The sequence below is a fragment of the Solwaraspora sp. WMMB762 genome (assembly GCF_049179115.1).
Classification (GTDB): Bacteria; Actinomycetota; Actinomycetes; order Mycobacteriales; family Micromonosporaceae; genus Micromonospora_E.
On record NZ_JBMHMD010000001.1, the window covers coordinates 6,830,503 to 6,845,947 of the forward strand.

Consider the following 15,445-nt stretch of genomic DNA (forward strand, 5'->3'; position numbering starts at 1 on the left):
CCTCCTGACGAATAACAAGATCATGGCTACCGGTGGGTCCATCTGATAGGGACGCGTCCCCGGCACCACGGTGGACATGTTACGTAGCAGAAACCTCTCGGGTGAGAACGAACATCCTCCTATCGTGCAGGACGTGCGTCGGGCCGGTGGACTCCCATGCCCGGTGACTGACGGATAGCATCCAATTCGGTGGTGCCGTACACAGAGGGCACCCGTTAACCATGCCGACACGCCCGTCGGCCCACCAGGTCGCGGCAGGCGGGTCCGGTGACCCGGTACGCCGGTGGTGACGAGGGCGGTGAGACGTACGACGTGGCGGCGACCGATCCGGTCACGGGAGCCCGTCAGCGCGCATCCCTTGAGCCATTCCTCAGACGCCAGTTGAGCCGGGCGGGGCACCCCTGCGGGGTGTTCCTGTTCGACGTCGACTTCTTCAAGACCGTCAACGACGTCTACGGTCACCTGCGTGGCGACCGGGTGCTCCGCCAGCTCGCCGAGCGGGTACGCGCCACCTGCCGGCCGCAGGACGTGCTGTTCCGGTACGGCGGCGACGAGTTCGTCGTCGTACTGCCGCAGACCGGACGCACCGAGGCGGTCCGGCTCGCCCTGCGGCTGACCGAACGGATCCGTAACACCGAGTTTCCCGGCGACCCGCCGCTGCATCTGACGGTCAGTCTCGGGGTGGCGACCGCCCCCGCGGACGGCACCACCGCCGAGCACCTGCTGGACCACGCCGACCGACGCAACTACCTCGCCAAACGGCGGGGGCGCGACAGTGCGGTCGCCGACGACGTGGAGATCGCCGACGACACCGGATCCCGGCTGTGGGAACGCGACGAGGCGCTGCGCCGTACCCACGAGTTTCTGACCCGGCTGCAGGTGACCGGCCGTGGCTCGGCCCGGGTCCACGGGCAGCGCGGTGCCGGGCACACCCGTTTCCTCGCCGAGACCGCCCGGCTGGCCGCGTTGCGCGGGTTCGCCGTGGTCGCGGTGCCACCCGAGCCGGAGCCGCTGCCGCTGCCGGTCTTCGCCGACCAGGTTCTGCTGATCGCCGACCTCGCCGCCGTCGACCGGGTCCCACAGTTGCTGCGCGTCTGGTCCCGTCCGAGTCTGCTGCCCGCCGTGCTCGGGTTGGTGCAGGCCAGCACCGAAACGGCCCGGCCGGCCCGGCCGCCCGGACCCGTCGGTGCCGGCGAACCGGTCACGGTGACCGGTCCCGGTCCGCTGCCCGGTGTCGGTCCGGGCGGGGTGCACCTGCCGGAGCTGGAGCAGATCGAGCTGACCCCGTGGTCGCCGGCGACGACCCGGATCTGGTTGCGGACCGCGCTGCGCGGCGAGCCCAGCCGGACCCTGGTGAACTGGTTCGTCCGGCAGACCGGTGGGCTACCGGCCGCTGCCGACCGGGAGCTCGACCGGGTGCGTAGCCGCCGTGGTCTGGTCGGTTCCGGCACCGGTGGCTGGACATTGAGCCCGGACCTGCTCGGCCGGCCACGGCGCCGGGTGCGGCTGCCGGCCCCGCTGACCCCGCTGATCGGCCGGGACCGCGACGTCGCCCGGATCGACGCGCTACTGGCGACCAGCCGGCTGGTCACTCTCGTCGGGGCCGGCGGGATCGGCAAGACCCGGCTGTCGCTGTCGGTGGCCGCGAGCCTCGCGCCCCGGTTCGACGACGGGGTGTGCTTCGTGGCGCTGGCCGCCAGCCGCACCGCGACGGAGGTACTCACCGCGGTCGCCGCCGCGCTGGACGTGCCGGTGCGTGCCGGGCAGGCGGTGCTGGACGCGGTGGTCGACCACACCGCGGACACCGAGTTGCTGCTGGTGCTGGACAACCTGGAACAGGCGCTGGCCGCCGGCCCGCCGTTGGGTCAGCTGCTGGCCGCCGCCGGTCGCGTTCGGGTGCTGGCCACCAGCCGGGAGCCGCTGGGTATCTACGGCGAACAGGTCTACCGGGTGCCGCCGCTGCCGCTGCCCCGGCTCGACGACCTGCCGCGCGGGGCGTCGGCCGCCGCCCGCGCGGTGGCGCAGCATCCGGCGATCGCCCTGTTCGACCAGCTCGCCCGGACGGCTGACGCGGACTTCAGGCTGACCGCCGACGCGCTGCCGGCGGTCGCCGAGCTGTGCCGCAGGCTGGACGGCCTGCCGCTGGCGATCGAGCTGGCCGCCGCGCGTACCGACCAGTTGAGCCCGGCGGCGCTGCTGGACCGGCTCGGCCCGCATCTGGACCTGCTCGGCCCCGGGCCACGCGACCGACCGGCCCGCCAGCGGACCCTGCACGGCACCGTCGACTGGAGTTTCGGCCTGCTGGAGCCGGCGCACCGGGACGTCTTCACCGCGGCGGCCGTCTTCACCGCCGAGCCGACGGCAGCTGCCGTGGCCGCCGTCGCCGGGCTGGGGCCGGTGGCCGGGGCAGGGCCGGTGGCCGGCGCCGGCTCCTCGGCCGTCGACGACGTCGCCGAAGCGCTGGAGGCGCTGGTCCGCAAGAGCCTGGTGGTGGCGGTGACCGGCCGGTCCGGCACCCGCCGGTACGCGATGCTGAACACCATCCAGACCCGGGCCCGGCAGCTGTGCACCGCCGGGCAGCGGGCCCGGCAGCTGCGCAACCATCTGACGTACTGCGCCGGGCTGGCGGACCGGGCGGCCGCCGGAATGGCCGGGCCGGAGCAGAGCCGCTGGGCCGACGAGCTCGACCAGGAATACCCGGACCTGCGGGCCGCGCTGGAGCATGCACTCGCCGCCGACGACCTGGCCACCGCGACTCGGCTGTGCCTCGGGTTGTGGCGGTACTGGCGCAACGGCAACCAGATCCGTGATGGCCGACAGTGGCTCGACCGGCTGCTCTCCGCCCCTGCCGGGTTGGCCGTGGAGCATCGCCGCCAACTGCTCTACCCGGCGGCGGTACTGGCCGCCACCCAGGACGACACCGCCACCGCCGCCCGACTCGGCGGGGAGTGCCTGCGCCTCACCGAGCAGGCCGGCGACGCCGAAGGCGTCGCGCAGGCCCGCAACATCCTCGGCGTCGCGGCGATGCTCGCTGGCCGGTACGACGAGGCCGGCGAACACTTCCGGTACGGCCTGGAGGTGTGGCGCGAGCTTGGGGCGAAGCCCGGCATGGCGATCGCGCTCGGCAACCTTGCCAAGGTCTGTCTGCGGGCCGGCGACATCGCCGACGCCGACTGGCACATCAACCAGTGCCTGGCGCTGGAGCGGGAGGCCGGCAACAGTCGCGGCGTACTGCTCGGGTTGACCTGTCTGGCCGAGATCCTGCTCGCCCGGCCGGACCCGGCCGGCGCGGCCGCCGTGGCCCGGGAAGCGCTCGACCTGGCCACCGGGCTGGGGGACCTGTTCGGCGAGGCGGTCGCGCTGCACCATCTCGGGCAGTGCGAGCTGGCCGGCGGGGACCGGCCGGCCGCACTGCGGTTGTTCGTCGCGGCCCTGGAACGGCGGTTCGAGCTGGGGGACCGGGCGGACCTGTCCACCTCGTTGGAGACGGTGGCCGAGGTGACCGTCGACGACGATCCGGCCCTGGCGGTACGGATCCTCGCCGCAGTCGACTCGCTGCGGTACCGGTTCGGCCTGGTCGCGCCGGTGGCGGTGCAGCAGCGGCGGGACGCCGCACTGGCCGCAGCCCGGCGCGCGTTGAGCGGTGACTCGTTCGACGCTGCCTGGTACACCGGCGTGGCCACCCCGCTGGACCTGGTCGTCGACCAGGCACTGGACTGCGCACCGGAGGGACCCCGGGACCCGGCCACGGTGCTAGGGTCCCGGGGGTGATCGAAGCAGCTGTCCACCTTGCCGCCCAACCCCGTCTCGACACCCTGGTCACCGAGTGGCGTTCCGAGGCGCAGCGGCTGCGTACCGACTATGCCGGCACCGCGTGGCTCGGTGACCGTCCGGCGGACGACACCGGCCTGGCCGGCCCCGACTACACCCGCCGCGGCGTGGACGTGCAGCTGTTCCTGCCGGACACCCATTGGTACGCGGTCGACGCCCTGGACGACGTGGAGATCCAGGTGACCGGCGGGCTGGTGCAGGTGGCCGCCACCGCCCGGCAGACCCAGGGGCTGGTCGGCGCGCTCGCCGCACCGACGGTGGACTTCTTCGAGCACCCCGAGGGCGAGCCCGGTGTCGGGATCTGCCTGTCCCTGCGCGGCGAGATCTGGTCCAACCTGGGGCTGTCCTACCGGGTGAGTGTGCTCTGCCGGCCGGACGCGGTACTGCGGGCCGGCGGGCGGGCCGACGACGAGCCGGTCGACGACGAGCCGGTCGACGGGGACTGACCGGGTCGGCCTACCCGGGCCGGCCTACCCTGGTCGGGTGGTGACCGACACCCTGCTCGACCGGGCCACCTGGACCCGGCGCCGCGACGCGCACGCCGAGCGCGTCGACCGGCTGGTGGGCGGGCACCTGGAGCGCCGCCGCCGGGGCGAGTCGCATCCGGTCGCCGACTTCCTGTTCACCTACTACGCGTACCGGCCGGCGCAGCTGCGTCGCTGGCATCCGGGGGCGGGGGTGCGGCTCGCCGACACCGAGCCGGCGCAGTGGGGCCGGGACTACCGGGCGGTCCCGAGTGGTGACGAGGTAGCGGTCACCGTGGACACCACCGGGCTGCTGGCCCGGCGCGGCGAGTTCGTCACCTGGGTACGGGATCTGCTGGCCCGCACCGCGACCCGGCCGGCGCACCTGGGGTGCTTCGGTCTGCACGAGTGGGCGATGGTCTACCGGCAAACCGCCGACGAGGTCCGCCACCACCGGTGGCCGCTGCGGATGAGTCCGGCCGGCGTCGCCGAGTTCGTCGACGGCCAGCGGATCCGGTGCAGCCATTTCGACGCGTACCGATTCTTCACGCCTGCGGCCCGGCCGCTGAACCTGCTTTCCCCGCAGCGCGCCAACCAGGCCGACTTCGAACAACCGGGCTGTCTGCACGCCAACATGGATCTGTACAAGTGGTCCTTTCGGCTGAGTCCGCTGGTTCCCGGTGAGCTGGTGGTGGACTGCTTCGAGTTGGCCCGTGACATCCGGGACCTGGACATGCGGGCCAGTCCGTACGACCTGCGGGAGCTGGGCTATCCGCCGGTGCGGATCGAGACCGCGGCGGGTCGGGCCGAGTACGCGACGATGCAGCGGGAGTTCGCCGAGCGGGCCGCGGTACTGCGGGGCCGCCTGTTGCGGTGTATCGCCCGATTCGATGGGTTTGGTCAGTCGGATCAGCTGAGCTGACATTTCCGACTCACCATCAGCTTTCTGTGCCAATCGTGGTCGCCTGCTGACCGCTGCCCTAATTCAGTCAACTCCAATGGTTGACCGGACCTAGACGTTCAACTAATCTCAAGCGCAGCAACAAGCTAGAACGTCAGGTGGAAGTCAAGGAGCGGCCCAGCGAACGGCTCCCGGGCCGACAAGGAGGTGCGCGATGTTGGCGGAACTGTCGACGTCCTGGGATGCCACCCAGGACTACGACCTGGACATCGACGTGGACGGGCTGGACCTCGGGCCACTCACCGTCACCGCGATGCGGGACTCGGTGGCACTGCCCGAGACCGGAGCGTCCTCGGCCGGCGACGGCGGTCGGGCCTCCTGCTCCTGCTGCTACGTCACCTGATCCACCGGCGCCACCGTCGGCGCCGGTCACCGACGTCCTCGCCGACCGTGCGAGGCGAACCTCTCCCGAAAGGTGCATCACATGTCCGACGAAATCATCGACGTCGAAGACCTCGAGCTGGACGAGCTGTCGGTCAGCTCCATCCGCGACTCGGCCGCGCTGCCCGAGACCGGGGCCTCCTCCGGCTCGTCGAGCTGCAGCTCCAGCTCCTGCTGCGGTGCAAGCTCGTGCTGCGCCTCCTGCGCCGAGGTCGAGCAGTCGGCGCTCTGACGCCAGTCACCGCCCCGACCGAGGGCACGACCGGCAGTGTCAGGGATTGCCGGTAGCCGAGGCAGGGCGAATCACGTCAGTTCGATCGAGCGGAGGGGGCGCGGTGCGCCCCCTCCGCCCGTCACATGCCCAAGGAGTGCTCGTGGAAGTCTTCGCCCGTCTCGACAGTGTCACCAAGACGTACGGCAAGGTGGTCGCGCTCGACGCGGTCTCCCTCGTGGTGCCCGCCGGGGTCACCGCCGTGCTCGGCCCCAACGGTGCCGGCAAGTCCACCATGATCGAAATTCTCGCTGGTCTGCGCCGCCCCGGCTCGGGTCGGGTCGAGGTGCTCGGCGGGGACCCCGCCGACGTACGGATCAAGGGCCGCCTCGGCCTCACCCCGCAGCGCACCGCCCTGCCCTGGCGGCTCACCGTCGCCGAGACCCTCGCCCTGGTCGCCGCCCACTACCCGGACCCGGTGCCCCGCGCCGACCTGGTCGAGCAGCTCGGCCTCGGCCCGTTCCTGAACAAGCGGTGCGGCAGCCTCTCCGGTGGTCAGCGCCGCCGGGTCGCCCTGGCCACCGCCCTGGTCGGCCGCCCCGAACTGCTCTTCCTCGACGAGCCGACCACCGGCCTGGACGCCGACAGCCGCGACGGACTGTGGACGGCGATCGCCGCCGTCGCCGCCGCCGGCAGCGCGGTGCTGCTCACCACCCACGACATGGCCGAGGCCGAACACCTCGCCGAACAGGTCGTGGTGGTCACCGGCGGGCAGATCGCCCGCACCGGTGCGGTGACCGAGGTGGTCGCCGAGGTCGGGCTGCACCTGGTCGACATCGAAGTGACCGGCGCGCTGCCGCCGATCGCCGTCTCCGGCCCCGCCGACCGGGTGGAGACCGTCGGCAACCGGACCCACATCTACACCGCCGACCCGGACGCCACCGTCCGGGCACTGGTCCGCGCCGAGGTGCCGTTCACCGGAATCCGGGTGGAGCGGGTCGGCCTGGAGGAAGCGATCCGCACGATCAGCCGGTCCACCGACCCGAGTGCCGTGACCCGGCCCGGGATCCGCGTTGCCGAGAAGGTGGCCTGACATGCGTTACGTTCTGCTGCACGCCCGCGCGCATGCCCTCGACACGCTGCGGATGCCCGCCTACTGGGCCCCCGCGCTGGGCTTCCCGCTGGTCTTCTTCCTGCTGTTCGGGCTGGTCAACGCCAACCGCTTCGCCGACCTCGGGCTGGGCAGCGAGTACGCGATCACCCCGTTCCTGCTCTACACCACGCTCAACGTCACGGTCGCCTCGCTCGCCGCCGGCGTCGCCGCCGACCGGGAGAACCCGTGGGAACAGCGGCTGCGGCTGCTGCCGCTGTCCCCGCTGACCCGGTTCGCCGGCCGGCTGGTCTACGTCCTCGGCTTCAACGTGGTCAGCTGGATTCCGCTGCTGGTCGTCGCCGCGTTCACTACCGACCTGCGGCTGCCGCTGGCTGCCTGGCCGGTCTGGCTCGGCGCGGTGGTGCTCGGCGCCGTCCCGTTCGGCCTGCTCGGCATGGCGATCGGCTACCGGTTCGCCCCGCAGCCGGCGATGATGCTGGCCAACCTGCTGTTCATGCTGCTGGCGTTCTTCGGTGGGCTGTTCGTGCCGATCGACTTCCTGCCGTCGGCGCTGCACGCCGTGGTGCCGTACGTGCCCACCTACCAGTACCAGTACTTCGTGCTGGCGCTGATCGACCGGGCCGACCACCTGATCGGGCCGAACTGGATCGCCTTCCTGCTGCTGGGCTGGACGGCCCTGTTCGCCCTGCTCGCCCGCGCCGCGTTCCGGCGCGACGAGGGGGTGCGGTACGGATGAGCGAGGCCGCCGTCGTCCCGGCCACCGCCGACCGGCGGCCGGCGACCGAACCCACCCTGGCGCCGTACGCGCTGGTCCGGCTGGCCGCGCTGCCGTACCCGCCGACCCCGGACGGTGCCCGCGAGTTCCGTGCCGCGCTGCGCCGGCTGGTCGAACTGCGGTCGCGGATCACCGAGCTGGCCCCCCGGCTCGCCGACGCGCTCTACGCCAGCGCGGACGGACACCCGGCCGACTTCCACCGCAAGGCGGTGCTGCCGCTGCGCCGCGACGTGCACAACGGACGGCTGCCCCGGCCGGACCGGGTCGCCGAACTCGGCGGCCTGCTCGACCGGGTGCCCGACCTGCCGGCCTGGCTGGCCGTCATGCGCCAGGCCGCGCAGGTGCGGGCCGAGCTCGGTGAGCTGGCCGCCGGCGCGCTCGGCGCGGAGCGTGCCGCGCTCGCCGAGGTCTGCGCCGCCGAACCACTGCGCCGCGCGGTCACCCTCACCGGCGCGGACCTGCTGCGCGGGATCGACCGGGCGGCCGCTGGCGGGGCCAACCCGGACAGTCGGGCCCGCAAGTCCGAACCCAACGCGCTGCGCTACGCGCTGCGGGCCACCGCGAAGACCAGCCCGCTGTCCTGGTTCACCTACGTCGCCTGGGGCAACTGGACCACGGCGTCGGACCCGGCCGGCGGGGCGGCACCGGCCGACCCGGCTGTCGGAGCCGACCCGGCCGGCGGGCAGCCGGTGGCCGTCGCCCAGGCCAACCGGACGCTGCTGGCCCGGCTGCTCGCCGCGGTGATCGCCGACCCCGGGTTGCGGGACACGGTGCCGCACCGGCTGGCCGCCGCGATCACCGTCACCGGCGACCAGTTGACGTTCCGTCGGGACCGCCCGGTGCAGGGCGTCGACCGGGTCATCTCGGTGCTGGAGGAGGAGGTGTCGCTGGCCTGCACCGGACCGCTGCGGCTGCTGCTCGACCGGACCCGGGCCGCCGGGCCGGCCGGCATCACCCCCGGCGACCTGGTCGCCGAACTGGCCCGCCGGCTGCCCGGCGGTCCGCCGCGGACCACCGCCGCCGCGACCCGCTACGTCGGGCAGGTGCTCGACGCCGGGCTGCTGCTCGCCGTCGAACCCGTCGACCCGCAGGACCCGCAGGCCGTCCGGCACCTCGCCGACTGGCTGGACCGGCAGCACCGCGCCGACCTGGCCGACCTGCTCGCCGCGATCGACGAGCAGACCAGCGGCTTCGGAGCCGTCCCGGCCGGTGACCGGGCCGCCGCCCTGGGCCGGCTGCGCGACACCTGGCGGTCGGCGTACCAGGCGGTGGGGTTGCCCTGGTACGACGCGCCGGTGCTGGCCGAGGACGTGGCGCTGCGCGAACCGGTCCGGCTGGGCCGGCGCTACGGTCGGGCCGCCGCCGACCGGCTGCCCCGGCTGGCCGGGCTGGTCGAACTGTTCGACCAGTACCTGCCGCTGCGTCGGCTGGTCCGGGACCGCTTCGTCGCCCGGTACGGCGTCGGTGGACGCTGCGAGCGCGCCGCCGACTTCTCCACCGAGATGAGCCAGGTGTGGCGGGCGTACAACCTCGTCTCGCCGTCCGGGGTGATCAACCCCGACCCCGAGTTCGCCGACCTGGTCACTCCGGCGCTGCGGGAGCTGGCCGACACCCGGGCCGGGCTGCTGGCCCGGATCCGGGCGGCGGCACCGGCCGACGCGGCCGAGTTCACCCTGCCCGAGGAGATCGTCCGGGACGCCGCCGCCGCGCTGCCGGCCTGGGTCACCGCCCGGCCCGCCTCGTACGCGTTCTTCGTCCAGCCGGCCCGCCGCGACCACGACGACCTGCTGGTGCTCAACCACGTGTACGCCGGCTGGGGCCGGTTCACCAGCCGGTTCCTGGACCTGGTGGCGCCGCAGGCAAAGGCGCAGCTGGCCGCGCAGATCCGGGCCGCCGCCGGGCGGCACGCCCAGGTGGCCCAGTTCCGCCCGGTCACCGGATTCAACGCCAACCTGCACCCGTTGCTGGTCGACCACGAGGTGGGCGAGGACGGCCGGTGGGCCGACCTGCTCGCCGACCGGGTCGGGCTGCGCCACGACCCGGTCACCGACCAGGTGCGGCTGGTCCGCGACGACACCGGAGCCGACCTGGACGTGCTCTACCTCGGGTTCCTTGTCCCGTTCGTGATGCCGGACCGGACCGTACCGCTGCACTTCGACCTCAGCAGCGGACTGGTCGGGCCGGGCCTGCTGGCCCCGACCGGCGAGCTGGCCGGTGCCCGGCACCGGACCCGGCTGCGCTACCACGACCTGGTGCTCAGCCGCCGGTCCTGGACGTTGCCGACCGACGCCGCCCAGCGGCTGCGCGCCGACCTGGACGGCGACGGCGACGTGCCGTTCGACGCGGTCAGCAGCTGGCGGGCCCGACTCGGCCTGCCCGCCGAGGTGTTCGTCGCCGCCGCCGGCGTCGACGTACGCGGCGGCCCGGACGACTACCAGCGCTACCTGTCGCTGCCCAAACCGCAGTACGTCGACCTGGACAACGCCCTGCACCTGCGGAACCTGCCCCGGCTGCTCGGCCGTCACGACGGTCCGGTGCGCATCGAGGAGGCGCTGCCGGTGCCGGGGACCGGCAGCCCGCACGGGCGGGTCGTCGAGCTGGTCGCCGAAACCTATCGGAAGGGGTGGGGCGGCCATGACTGACGCCCTCGACATCGTCAGCTACTACTATTCGCCGACCAAGCTGCCGCTGCTGCGCTCGGCGGTGCTGCCGGCCGCCCGGTGGGCCGCCGAGCAGGGGGTCGCCGTACACCTGGAACGGCACTGGCTGCACGGCCCGCACCTGCGGATCCGGCTGGCCCGCCGCGACCAGGCCGATCCGGCGGACCTGGCGGTGGTCGCCGCCGCGGTCGCCCACCGGCTGCGCGGGCACCTCGCCGAGCGGCCCAGCACCGAGCAGATCAGCGTCGCCGACCTGCTGGCGCAGGCCGAACAGGCCGGCCGGATCGAACTGGTGCCGCCGCCGTACCAGCCGATCCACCCGGACAACACGGTCCGCGTCGAGCCGGTGGACGACAGCGCGATGGCCACCCTGTTCGGCTCAGCCGAGGCCGTCGAGTGCCGCGCCGAGCTGCTGCGCCTCGGGGTGCCGGCGGTCAGCGCCGCCGCCGACCGGTTGGCCGCCGCCGGTGACAGTGCCGCCGCCCGGGTACGGACCTGCCTGACCGCGATGGCGCTGCACGCCAGCCGCTACCCGCTCGGGCTCGGCAACGGCCACCAGTCGTTCCTGTCGCATCTGGAGGAGTTCCTGGTGCTCAACGACCCGGACGGCCGGGTACGGGCGGCGTTCGACGCCCAGTGGCGGCGCTCCGCCGACTCGGCGACCGCCCTGGTCGCCCGGCTGGCCGCCCCGACGGACGCGGCAGGCTCGGGGTCGGAGTCGGGTCCGGGCCTGGACCCGGCCGAACGCGGGTGGGAACAGTGGACGGTGTCCGCCGCCGAGGTGACCGGGGCCGCGTACCAGCGTGGTGAACTGCCCCGGGTGCCGGCGTTCAGCTACCTGGACCGGGCCGAGCAGATCGGCGACCCGGACACGGTACGCCGCTGGCATCCGGACCGGACCGAGTACAGCGAGTACCACCAGTTGCTGCGGCAGATCGACTTCGACCGGGTTCCGTACGAGCGGGAGTTCGTCACCTACCGGTTCGCCACCAACGTGCTGTACCTGCTGCTCGGTCTGCTGGACGTCCGGCCGACCGAGCGCTATCTGGCCGCCTACCTGCTGAGCCGGGCGGCGGAGCGGATCACCGGGATCACCTGGCAGGAACGGATCAACGGCTACCTGACCAGGTTGGCCGCGACCGCACAGGAGGTGGCAGTCCAATGAGCCCTCGGCCCTCGACCGCCGAAGCCGGTCCTGTCGTGACCACTCCTGCCGAAGCCGGTCCCGCTGCGCCCTCGGTGGCGGAGATCGTCGTGCGGCTGCGGCCGGTGGTGTTCGCCACCCCGACCGCCACCGGGGTACACGTGCGCGGCTGGTCGTCGAGCTTCACCGTCAGCGGCGGCGCCGGGGTGTGGAAGGTGTGGCAGGTCCTCGCCCGGCACCTGGCCGGTGGGCTCACGCCGCAGCGGCTGGCACAGCCGGCCGGACGGCCCGAGGTGGACCGGGTCATCCGACTGCTCCTCGACCAACTACGGGAACACGACATGCTGGTCGAGGTGCCGGCCGGCTGGGGCGACCGGGAGGAACCGGATCTGCCGCCGGCCGACCTGGCCCGCTGGCTGGAGTCGGTGGCCGCCGACCCGGCGGCGGCCTGGCAGCGGCTGCGGTCGACCACGGTCACCGTCGCCGGCACCGGGCCGGTGGCGACGTCGGCGGCCCGCACCCTGACCGGCGCCGGCCTGACCGTCGACCCGGTCGGCGACGCGACCACCCAGGACACCGTGGTGTGGGCGGGTGATGCGGCGGTCGCGGCCCGCTGCCTGTCGGAGATCGGGTACGTGACCCCGGTGGCCCCACCGGAGCAGGCGCTGGCCCACGGCGCGGCGGTCGCGGCCCGACTGTCCCGCGAAACCGGCCCGGCGCTGGCGGATGCGTCGGTGACACCGGCGCTGGCCGCGCTGATCGGGGCCGCTGCGGCGCACCGCATCGTCTGCGCCGTCGCCGGCCTGCCCGACCCGGCCGAGGAGGCAGCCACCCTGCCCGGCGGGGAACCGGCCGCCCCCGGGCCGTACTACCCGTCGGTCCTGGTCGCCCGGCTCGACCCGGTCCGGGCCACGTACCATCCGTGGCTGCCGGCGGCCCGGGTGCCGCTGCCCGGTGCGCCGTCCGACATCGACGCGGTCGGGCTGCGGCTGGAGGCGTTGAGCGACCCGGAGCTCGGCGTACTGCCGCCGGCGGTCCCCGGTGACCTGCCGCAACTGCCGGCGATGCTGGCCCTGGCCGGCCCGGTGCTGGGGGTCGCGGCCACCGCCGACGCCGCCCGGGTCGACGCCACCCTGCGGTACGCCGAGACCGTCCTCGGTCTCGGCGTCCCGAGCGGCGACGGTGACGCGCGGGACGCCGGTGCCGAGGACGGTGCCGGGTCGGCGGCCCACTGGACGGAGACGGCCGCGATCGGCGTCGACGCCCGGCACGCCAGCGGGGCGGCGCTGCGCCGACTGGTGCACGCCGTACACAGCCGACTCGACACCGACCCGGTGCCGGAGGCCGAGTGGGCCGGCGAACCGGCGGCGCGCCGCTGGTGGAAGGCGCTCACCCTGCGGTTCGCCGTACCGGCGCGGGTGGTGGCCCGCCGATTGCCGGCCGGCGCGGTACACGCCGAGATCGTCACCGACGCCGGGCCGCTGGCCTGGGCGGTGGAGGCCACCGCCGCCGACGCGGTGGCGATGGCGGCGCTGGCCGCCACCGGCGTCGCCCAGGCCCGGGCCGCCGGCGTCGAGGTGCCGGCCGGGCCGGCGAGCCTGACCGGCGCGGCGCCGACCTGGCGGCCGGCCGACCAGCACCTGGCACCGTGGACGGACGACAGTTGGTACTGGCCGGCCGGGGTGATCGACAACGAGGAGCGGTTGCAGACGGCGCTGCGGGCAGCGCTCACCGCCGACGGCGCGACCCTGACCGTACGACCGGTGGTGCCGGTCGCCGCTAGCCCCGCCGACGCGGGCCACGAAGCCGAACCCGATGCCGACTCGGTCGTCCACGCGCTGGCCGTCACCGGCTTCGCGTCGCAGGGCTTCCGGTGGACCGACTCCGCCACTGCCGACTCCGCCACCGCGAGCCGAGGAGCCTGAACCATGTCGACCCGTACCGTTGCGACCCCGACCGACGATCTCGCGGCGGCGCTGGCCGCCGCCGGTCACCCGGCCGTCCCGGTGCTGGACGCCGCGACGACGCTGGCCGCGGTGGCGGCGCTGGACGCTGTGACGGCGCCAGGCGGCACCGGCGGCCGGACCGCGGTCGTCCTGCTGGACCACTGGACCCCGGCACTGGCCGCGCAGCTGAGCCGCCGGGCCTGGGAGACCGCCGCGACGGTCGTCCCGGTCCGCCTCGACGGCGGCCTGGTGCTGGTCGGTCCGGTGCTGCGGCCCCGCGCCGGCACCTGCCTGGCCTGCGCCGAGCAGGCCCGGCTGCGGGTGTTCGGGCCGGGCGTGCCGAGCCGGGACCCGCAGCTGCGGCAGGGCGGCGTCATCCCGCCGAGCCTGCTGCCGATGGTGGCCGGCGCGGTCGGCGACGCGCTGACCGACCCGGGCCGGCTGGACGCGACGGTGGTGGCGATCCGCACCGACCACGCCACCGTCAGCAGCCACCGGGTCCGGCCCCGCCGGCAGGGCTGCCGGATCTGCCGGCCGGTGCCGTTGGACACCCCACACGGTGCCGAGGTGCCGCTGACCGCCGCGCCGACCAGCGACCCGTACTCGCTGCGCGGCGACAACCCACGGACCAGCCGGGCCGCGTTGCGCGCCGAACTGTTCGACTGGCGGCACGGGCCGGTCGCCCACATGATCCGTACCGAACGGTCGCCGATGGCGCTGAGCACCAGCGAACTGTCCAGCGACACGGCGGTCCGCGAGGCCGGCTACGGCCGGGCCGGCAGCTTCGCCGAGTCGGAGCGGATCGCCCTGTTCGAGGCGGTCGAGCGGGCCACCGGGATGCGGCCGCACCGGCGGCGTACCGCCGTCGAGGCGGCCTTCGCCGATCTCGGCCCGGACCGGGCGGTCGACCCGGCCCGGCTCGGCCTGCACGACCCGGCGCACTACGACCACCCGGCGTTCCGGATGGTGCCGTACACACCGCAGACCCGGGTGCGCTGGGTGCACGGCTGGTCACTGGGCCGTCGCCGCCCGGTGCTGGTGCCCGAGCACGTCGCCTACTGGGGACTGCACCGCAGCGACGGCCCCCGGTTCCTCTATGAGAGCTCCAACGGTTGCGGGCTGGGCAACAGCGCCGTCGAAGCCGCGCTGTACGGCATGTACGAGGTCGCCGAACGGGACGCGTTCCTGATGGCCTGGTACGCGCGGACCCCGCTGCGGCCGGTGGCCGTCCCCGACGACGACCCGGTGCTGCCGCACCTGGTCGACCGGCTCGACACGGTCGGCTACGACCTGCTGTTCTTCGACGCCACCAACGACCTCGGGGTGCCGACCGTGCTGGCGCTGGTGCTGCACCGCGACCCGACCAGCGGTGCCCCGCAGGCGTTCTTCGCCGCCGGCGCCCACCCGGACCCCCGGTCGGCGCTGCGGTCGGCGGCGGCCGAGGCGGTGGTCGACGTGTTCAGCCTGCCCGAGGTGGCCCGCAACAGACCCGGCCATCTGGACCCGGACCGGCTGCAGGCGATGTTCGACGACCCCCGGCTGGTCACCGGCCTGGAGGAGCACGTCGCGGTGAACACCCTGCCGCAGGCCCGGCAGCGGTACGAGTTCCTGCTCACCGGCGACGCGCCGGCGCACTGGCGGGACGTCTGGCCGGGCCGGCCGGCCCCGGTGACCGACCTCGCGGTGCTGCTCGGCGAGACCGTCGAGCGGTGGGCGGCACACGGTCTTGAGGTGATCGTGGTGGACCAGACCGACCCGGCGGCCCGGGACCGGCTGGGACTGCACTCGGCGAAGGTGATCGTCCCCGGCACGTTGCCGATGACGTTCGGCCACGTGCACCACCGCACCCGGGGCCTGGACCGGCTGCTGCGGGTCCCGGCCCAGCTGGGCCGGCTGCCGGCCCCGCTGAACTACTCCGACCTGTCCCTGCACCCGCACCCGTTCCCGTGAGGTCGGCC

Annotated in this window: 11 protein-coding genes; all 11 read left to right on the forward strand. The window is 74.3% G+C overall.

The window, feature by feature from the left end:
* Positions 1-267 precede the first annotated feature (267 nt).
* The 11 genes from ACN27J_RS30790 (at position 268) to ACN27J_RS30840 (ending at position 15,437) form a co-directional block, all read left to right on the forward strand.
* A complete protein-coding gene (locus ACN27J_RS30790; protein WP_421371638.1) occupies positions 268-3,771 on the forward strand; it encodes a diguanylate cyclase in 3,504 nt (1,167 codons plus the stop codon).
* The gene (locus tag ACN27J_RS30795; protein ID WP_421371640.1) at positions 3,768-4,277 is read left to right on the forward strand and encodes a hypothetical protein; all 510 of its coding nucleotides are present in this window, start codon (positions 3,768-3,770) and stop codon (positions 4,275-4,277) included. The genes ACN27J_RS30790 and ACN27J_RS30795 overlap by 4 nt, the downstream gene beginning before the upstream one ends.
* A gap of 37 nt (positions 4,278-4,314) precedes the next feature.
* Positions 4,315-5,217 (forward strand): 3-methyladenine DNA glycosylase, encoded by a 903-nt coding sequence (locus ACN27J_RS30800; protein ID WP_421371642.1) that lies wholly within the window; start codon positions 4,315-4,317, stop codon positions 5,215-5,217.
* A 193-nt stretch (positions 5,218-5,410) separates the two neighbouring features.
* Positions 5,411-5,599, forward strand: coding sequence for a thiazolylpeptide-type bacteriocin (locus ACN27J_RS30805; RefSeq protein WP_278167721.1), 189 nt, complete (start codon positions 5,411-5,413; stop codon positions 5,597-5,599).
* Positions 5,600-5,680: 81 nt separating this feature from the next.
* Positions 5,681-5,869 carry a thiazolylpeptide-type bacteriocin gene (locus ACN27J_RS30810; RefSeq protein WP_123600435.1) on the forward strand — a complete coding sequence of 63 codons (189 nt, stop codon included), beginning with the start codon at positions 5,681-5,683 and terminating at the stop codon, positions 5,867-5,869.
* Positions 5,870-6,011: 142 nt separating this feature from the next.
* On the forward strand, positions 6,012-6,941 hold the full coding sequence (locus ACN27J_RS30815; RefSeq protein WP_421371644.1) for an ABC transporter ATP-binding protein: 930 nt from the start codon (positions 6,012-6,014) through the stop codon (positions 6,939-6,941).
* A 1-nt stretch (position 6,942) separates the two neighbouring features.
* Complete coding sequence (locus ACN27J_RS30820) at positions 6,943-7,698, forward strand: ABC transporter permease (RefSeq protein WP_421371646.1); 756 nt, start codon at positions 6,943-6,945, stop codon at positions 7,696-7,698.
* Entirely contained in the window at positions 7,695-10,379 is a 2,685-nt protein-coding gene (locus ACN27J_RS30825; protein ID WP_421371648.1) for a lantibiotic dehydratase, read from the forward strand. Before ACN27J_RS30820 ends, ACN27J_RS30825 begins: the two co-directional genes overlap by 4 nt.
* On the forward strand, positions 10,372-11,562 hold the full coding sequence (locus ACN27J_RS30830; RefSeq protein ID WP_421371650.1) for a lantibiotic dehydratase C-terminal domain-containing protein: 1,191 nt from the start codon (positions 10,372-10,374) through the stop codon (positions 11,560-11,562). The genes ACN27J_RS30825 and ACN27J_RS30830 overlap by 8 nt, the downstream gene beginning before the upstream one ends.
* A gap of 35 nt (positions 11,563-11,597) precedes the next feature.
* Positions 11,598-13,466, forward strand: coding sequence for a hypothetical protein (locus tag ACN27J_RS30835; RefSeq protein ID WP_421371652.1), 1,869 nt, complete (start codon positions 11,598-11,600; stop codon positions 13,464-13,466).
* Between the two features lie 3 nt (positions 13,467-13,469).
* Positions 13,470-15,437: a TOMM precursor leader peptide-binding protein gene (locus ACN27J_RS30840; RefSeq protein WP_421371654.1), complete on the forward strand. Its 1,968-nt coding sequence runs from the start codon at positions 13,470-13,472 to the stop codon at positions 15,435-15,437.
* The last annotated feature ends 8 nt before the right edge of the window (positions 15,438-15,445 follow it).

Excerpts from the sequence above, each read along its gene's own strand:
- ACN27J_RS30805 (WP_278167721.1), top strand. The coding sequence starts at position 5,411 with ATGTTGGCGGAACTGTCGACGTCCTGGGATGCCACCCAGGACTACGAC.
- ACN27J_RS30830 (WP_421371650.1), top strand. The coding sequence starts at position 10,372 with ATGACTGACGCCCTCGACATCGTCAGCTACTACTATTCGCCGACCAAG.
- ACN27J_RS30825 (WP_421371648.1), top strand. The coding sequence starts at position 7,695 with ATGAGCGAGGCCGCCGTCGTCCCGGCCACCGCCGACCGGCGGCCGGCG.
- ACN27J_RS30820 (WP_421371646.1), top strand. The coding sequence starts at position 6,943 with ATGCGTTACGTTCTGCTGCACGCCCGCGCGCATGCCCTCGACACGCTG.
- ACN27J_RS30840 (WP_421371654.1), top strand. The coding sequence starts at position 13,470 with ATGTCGACCCGTACCGTTGCGACCCCGACCGACGATCTCGCGGCGGCG.
- ACN27J_RS30810 (WP_123600435.1), top strand. The coding sequence starts at position 5,681 with ATGTCCGACGAAATCATCGACGTCGAAGACCTCGAGCTGGACGAGCTG.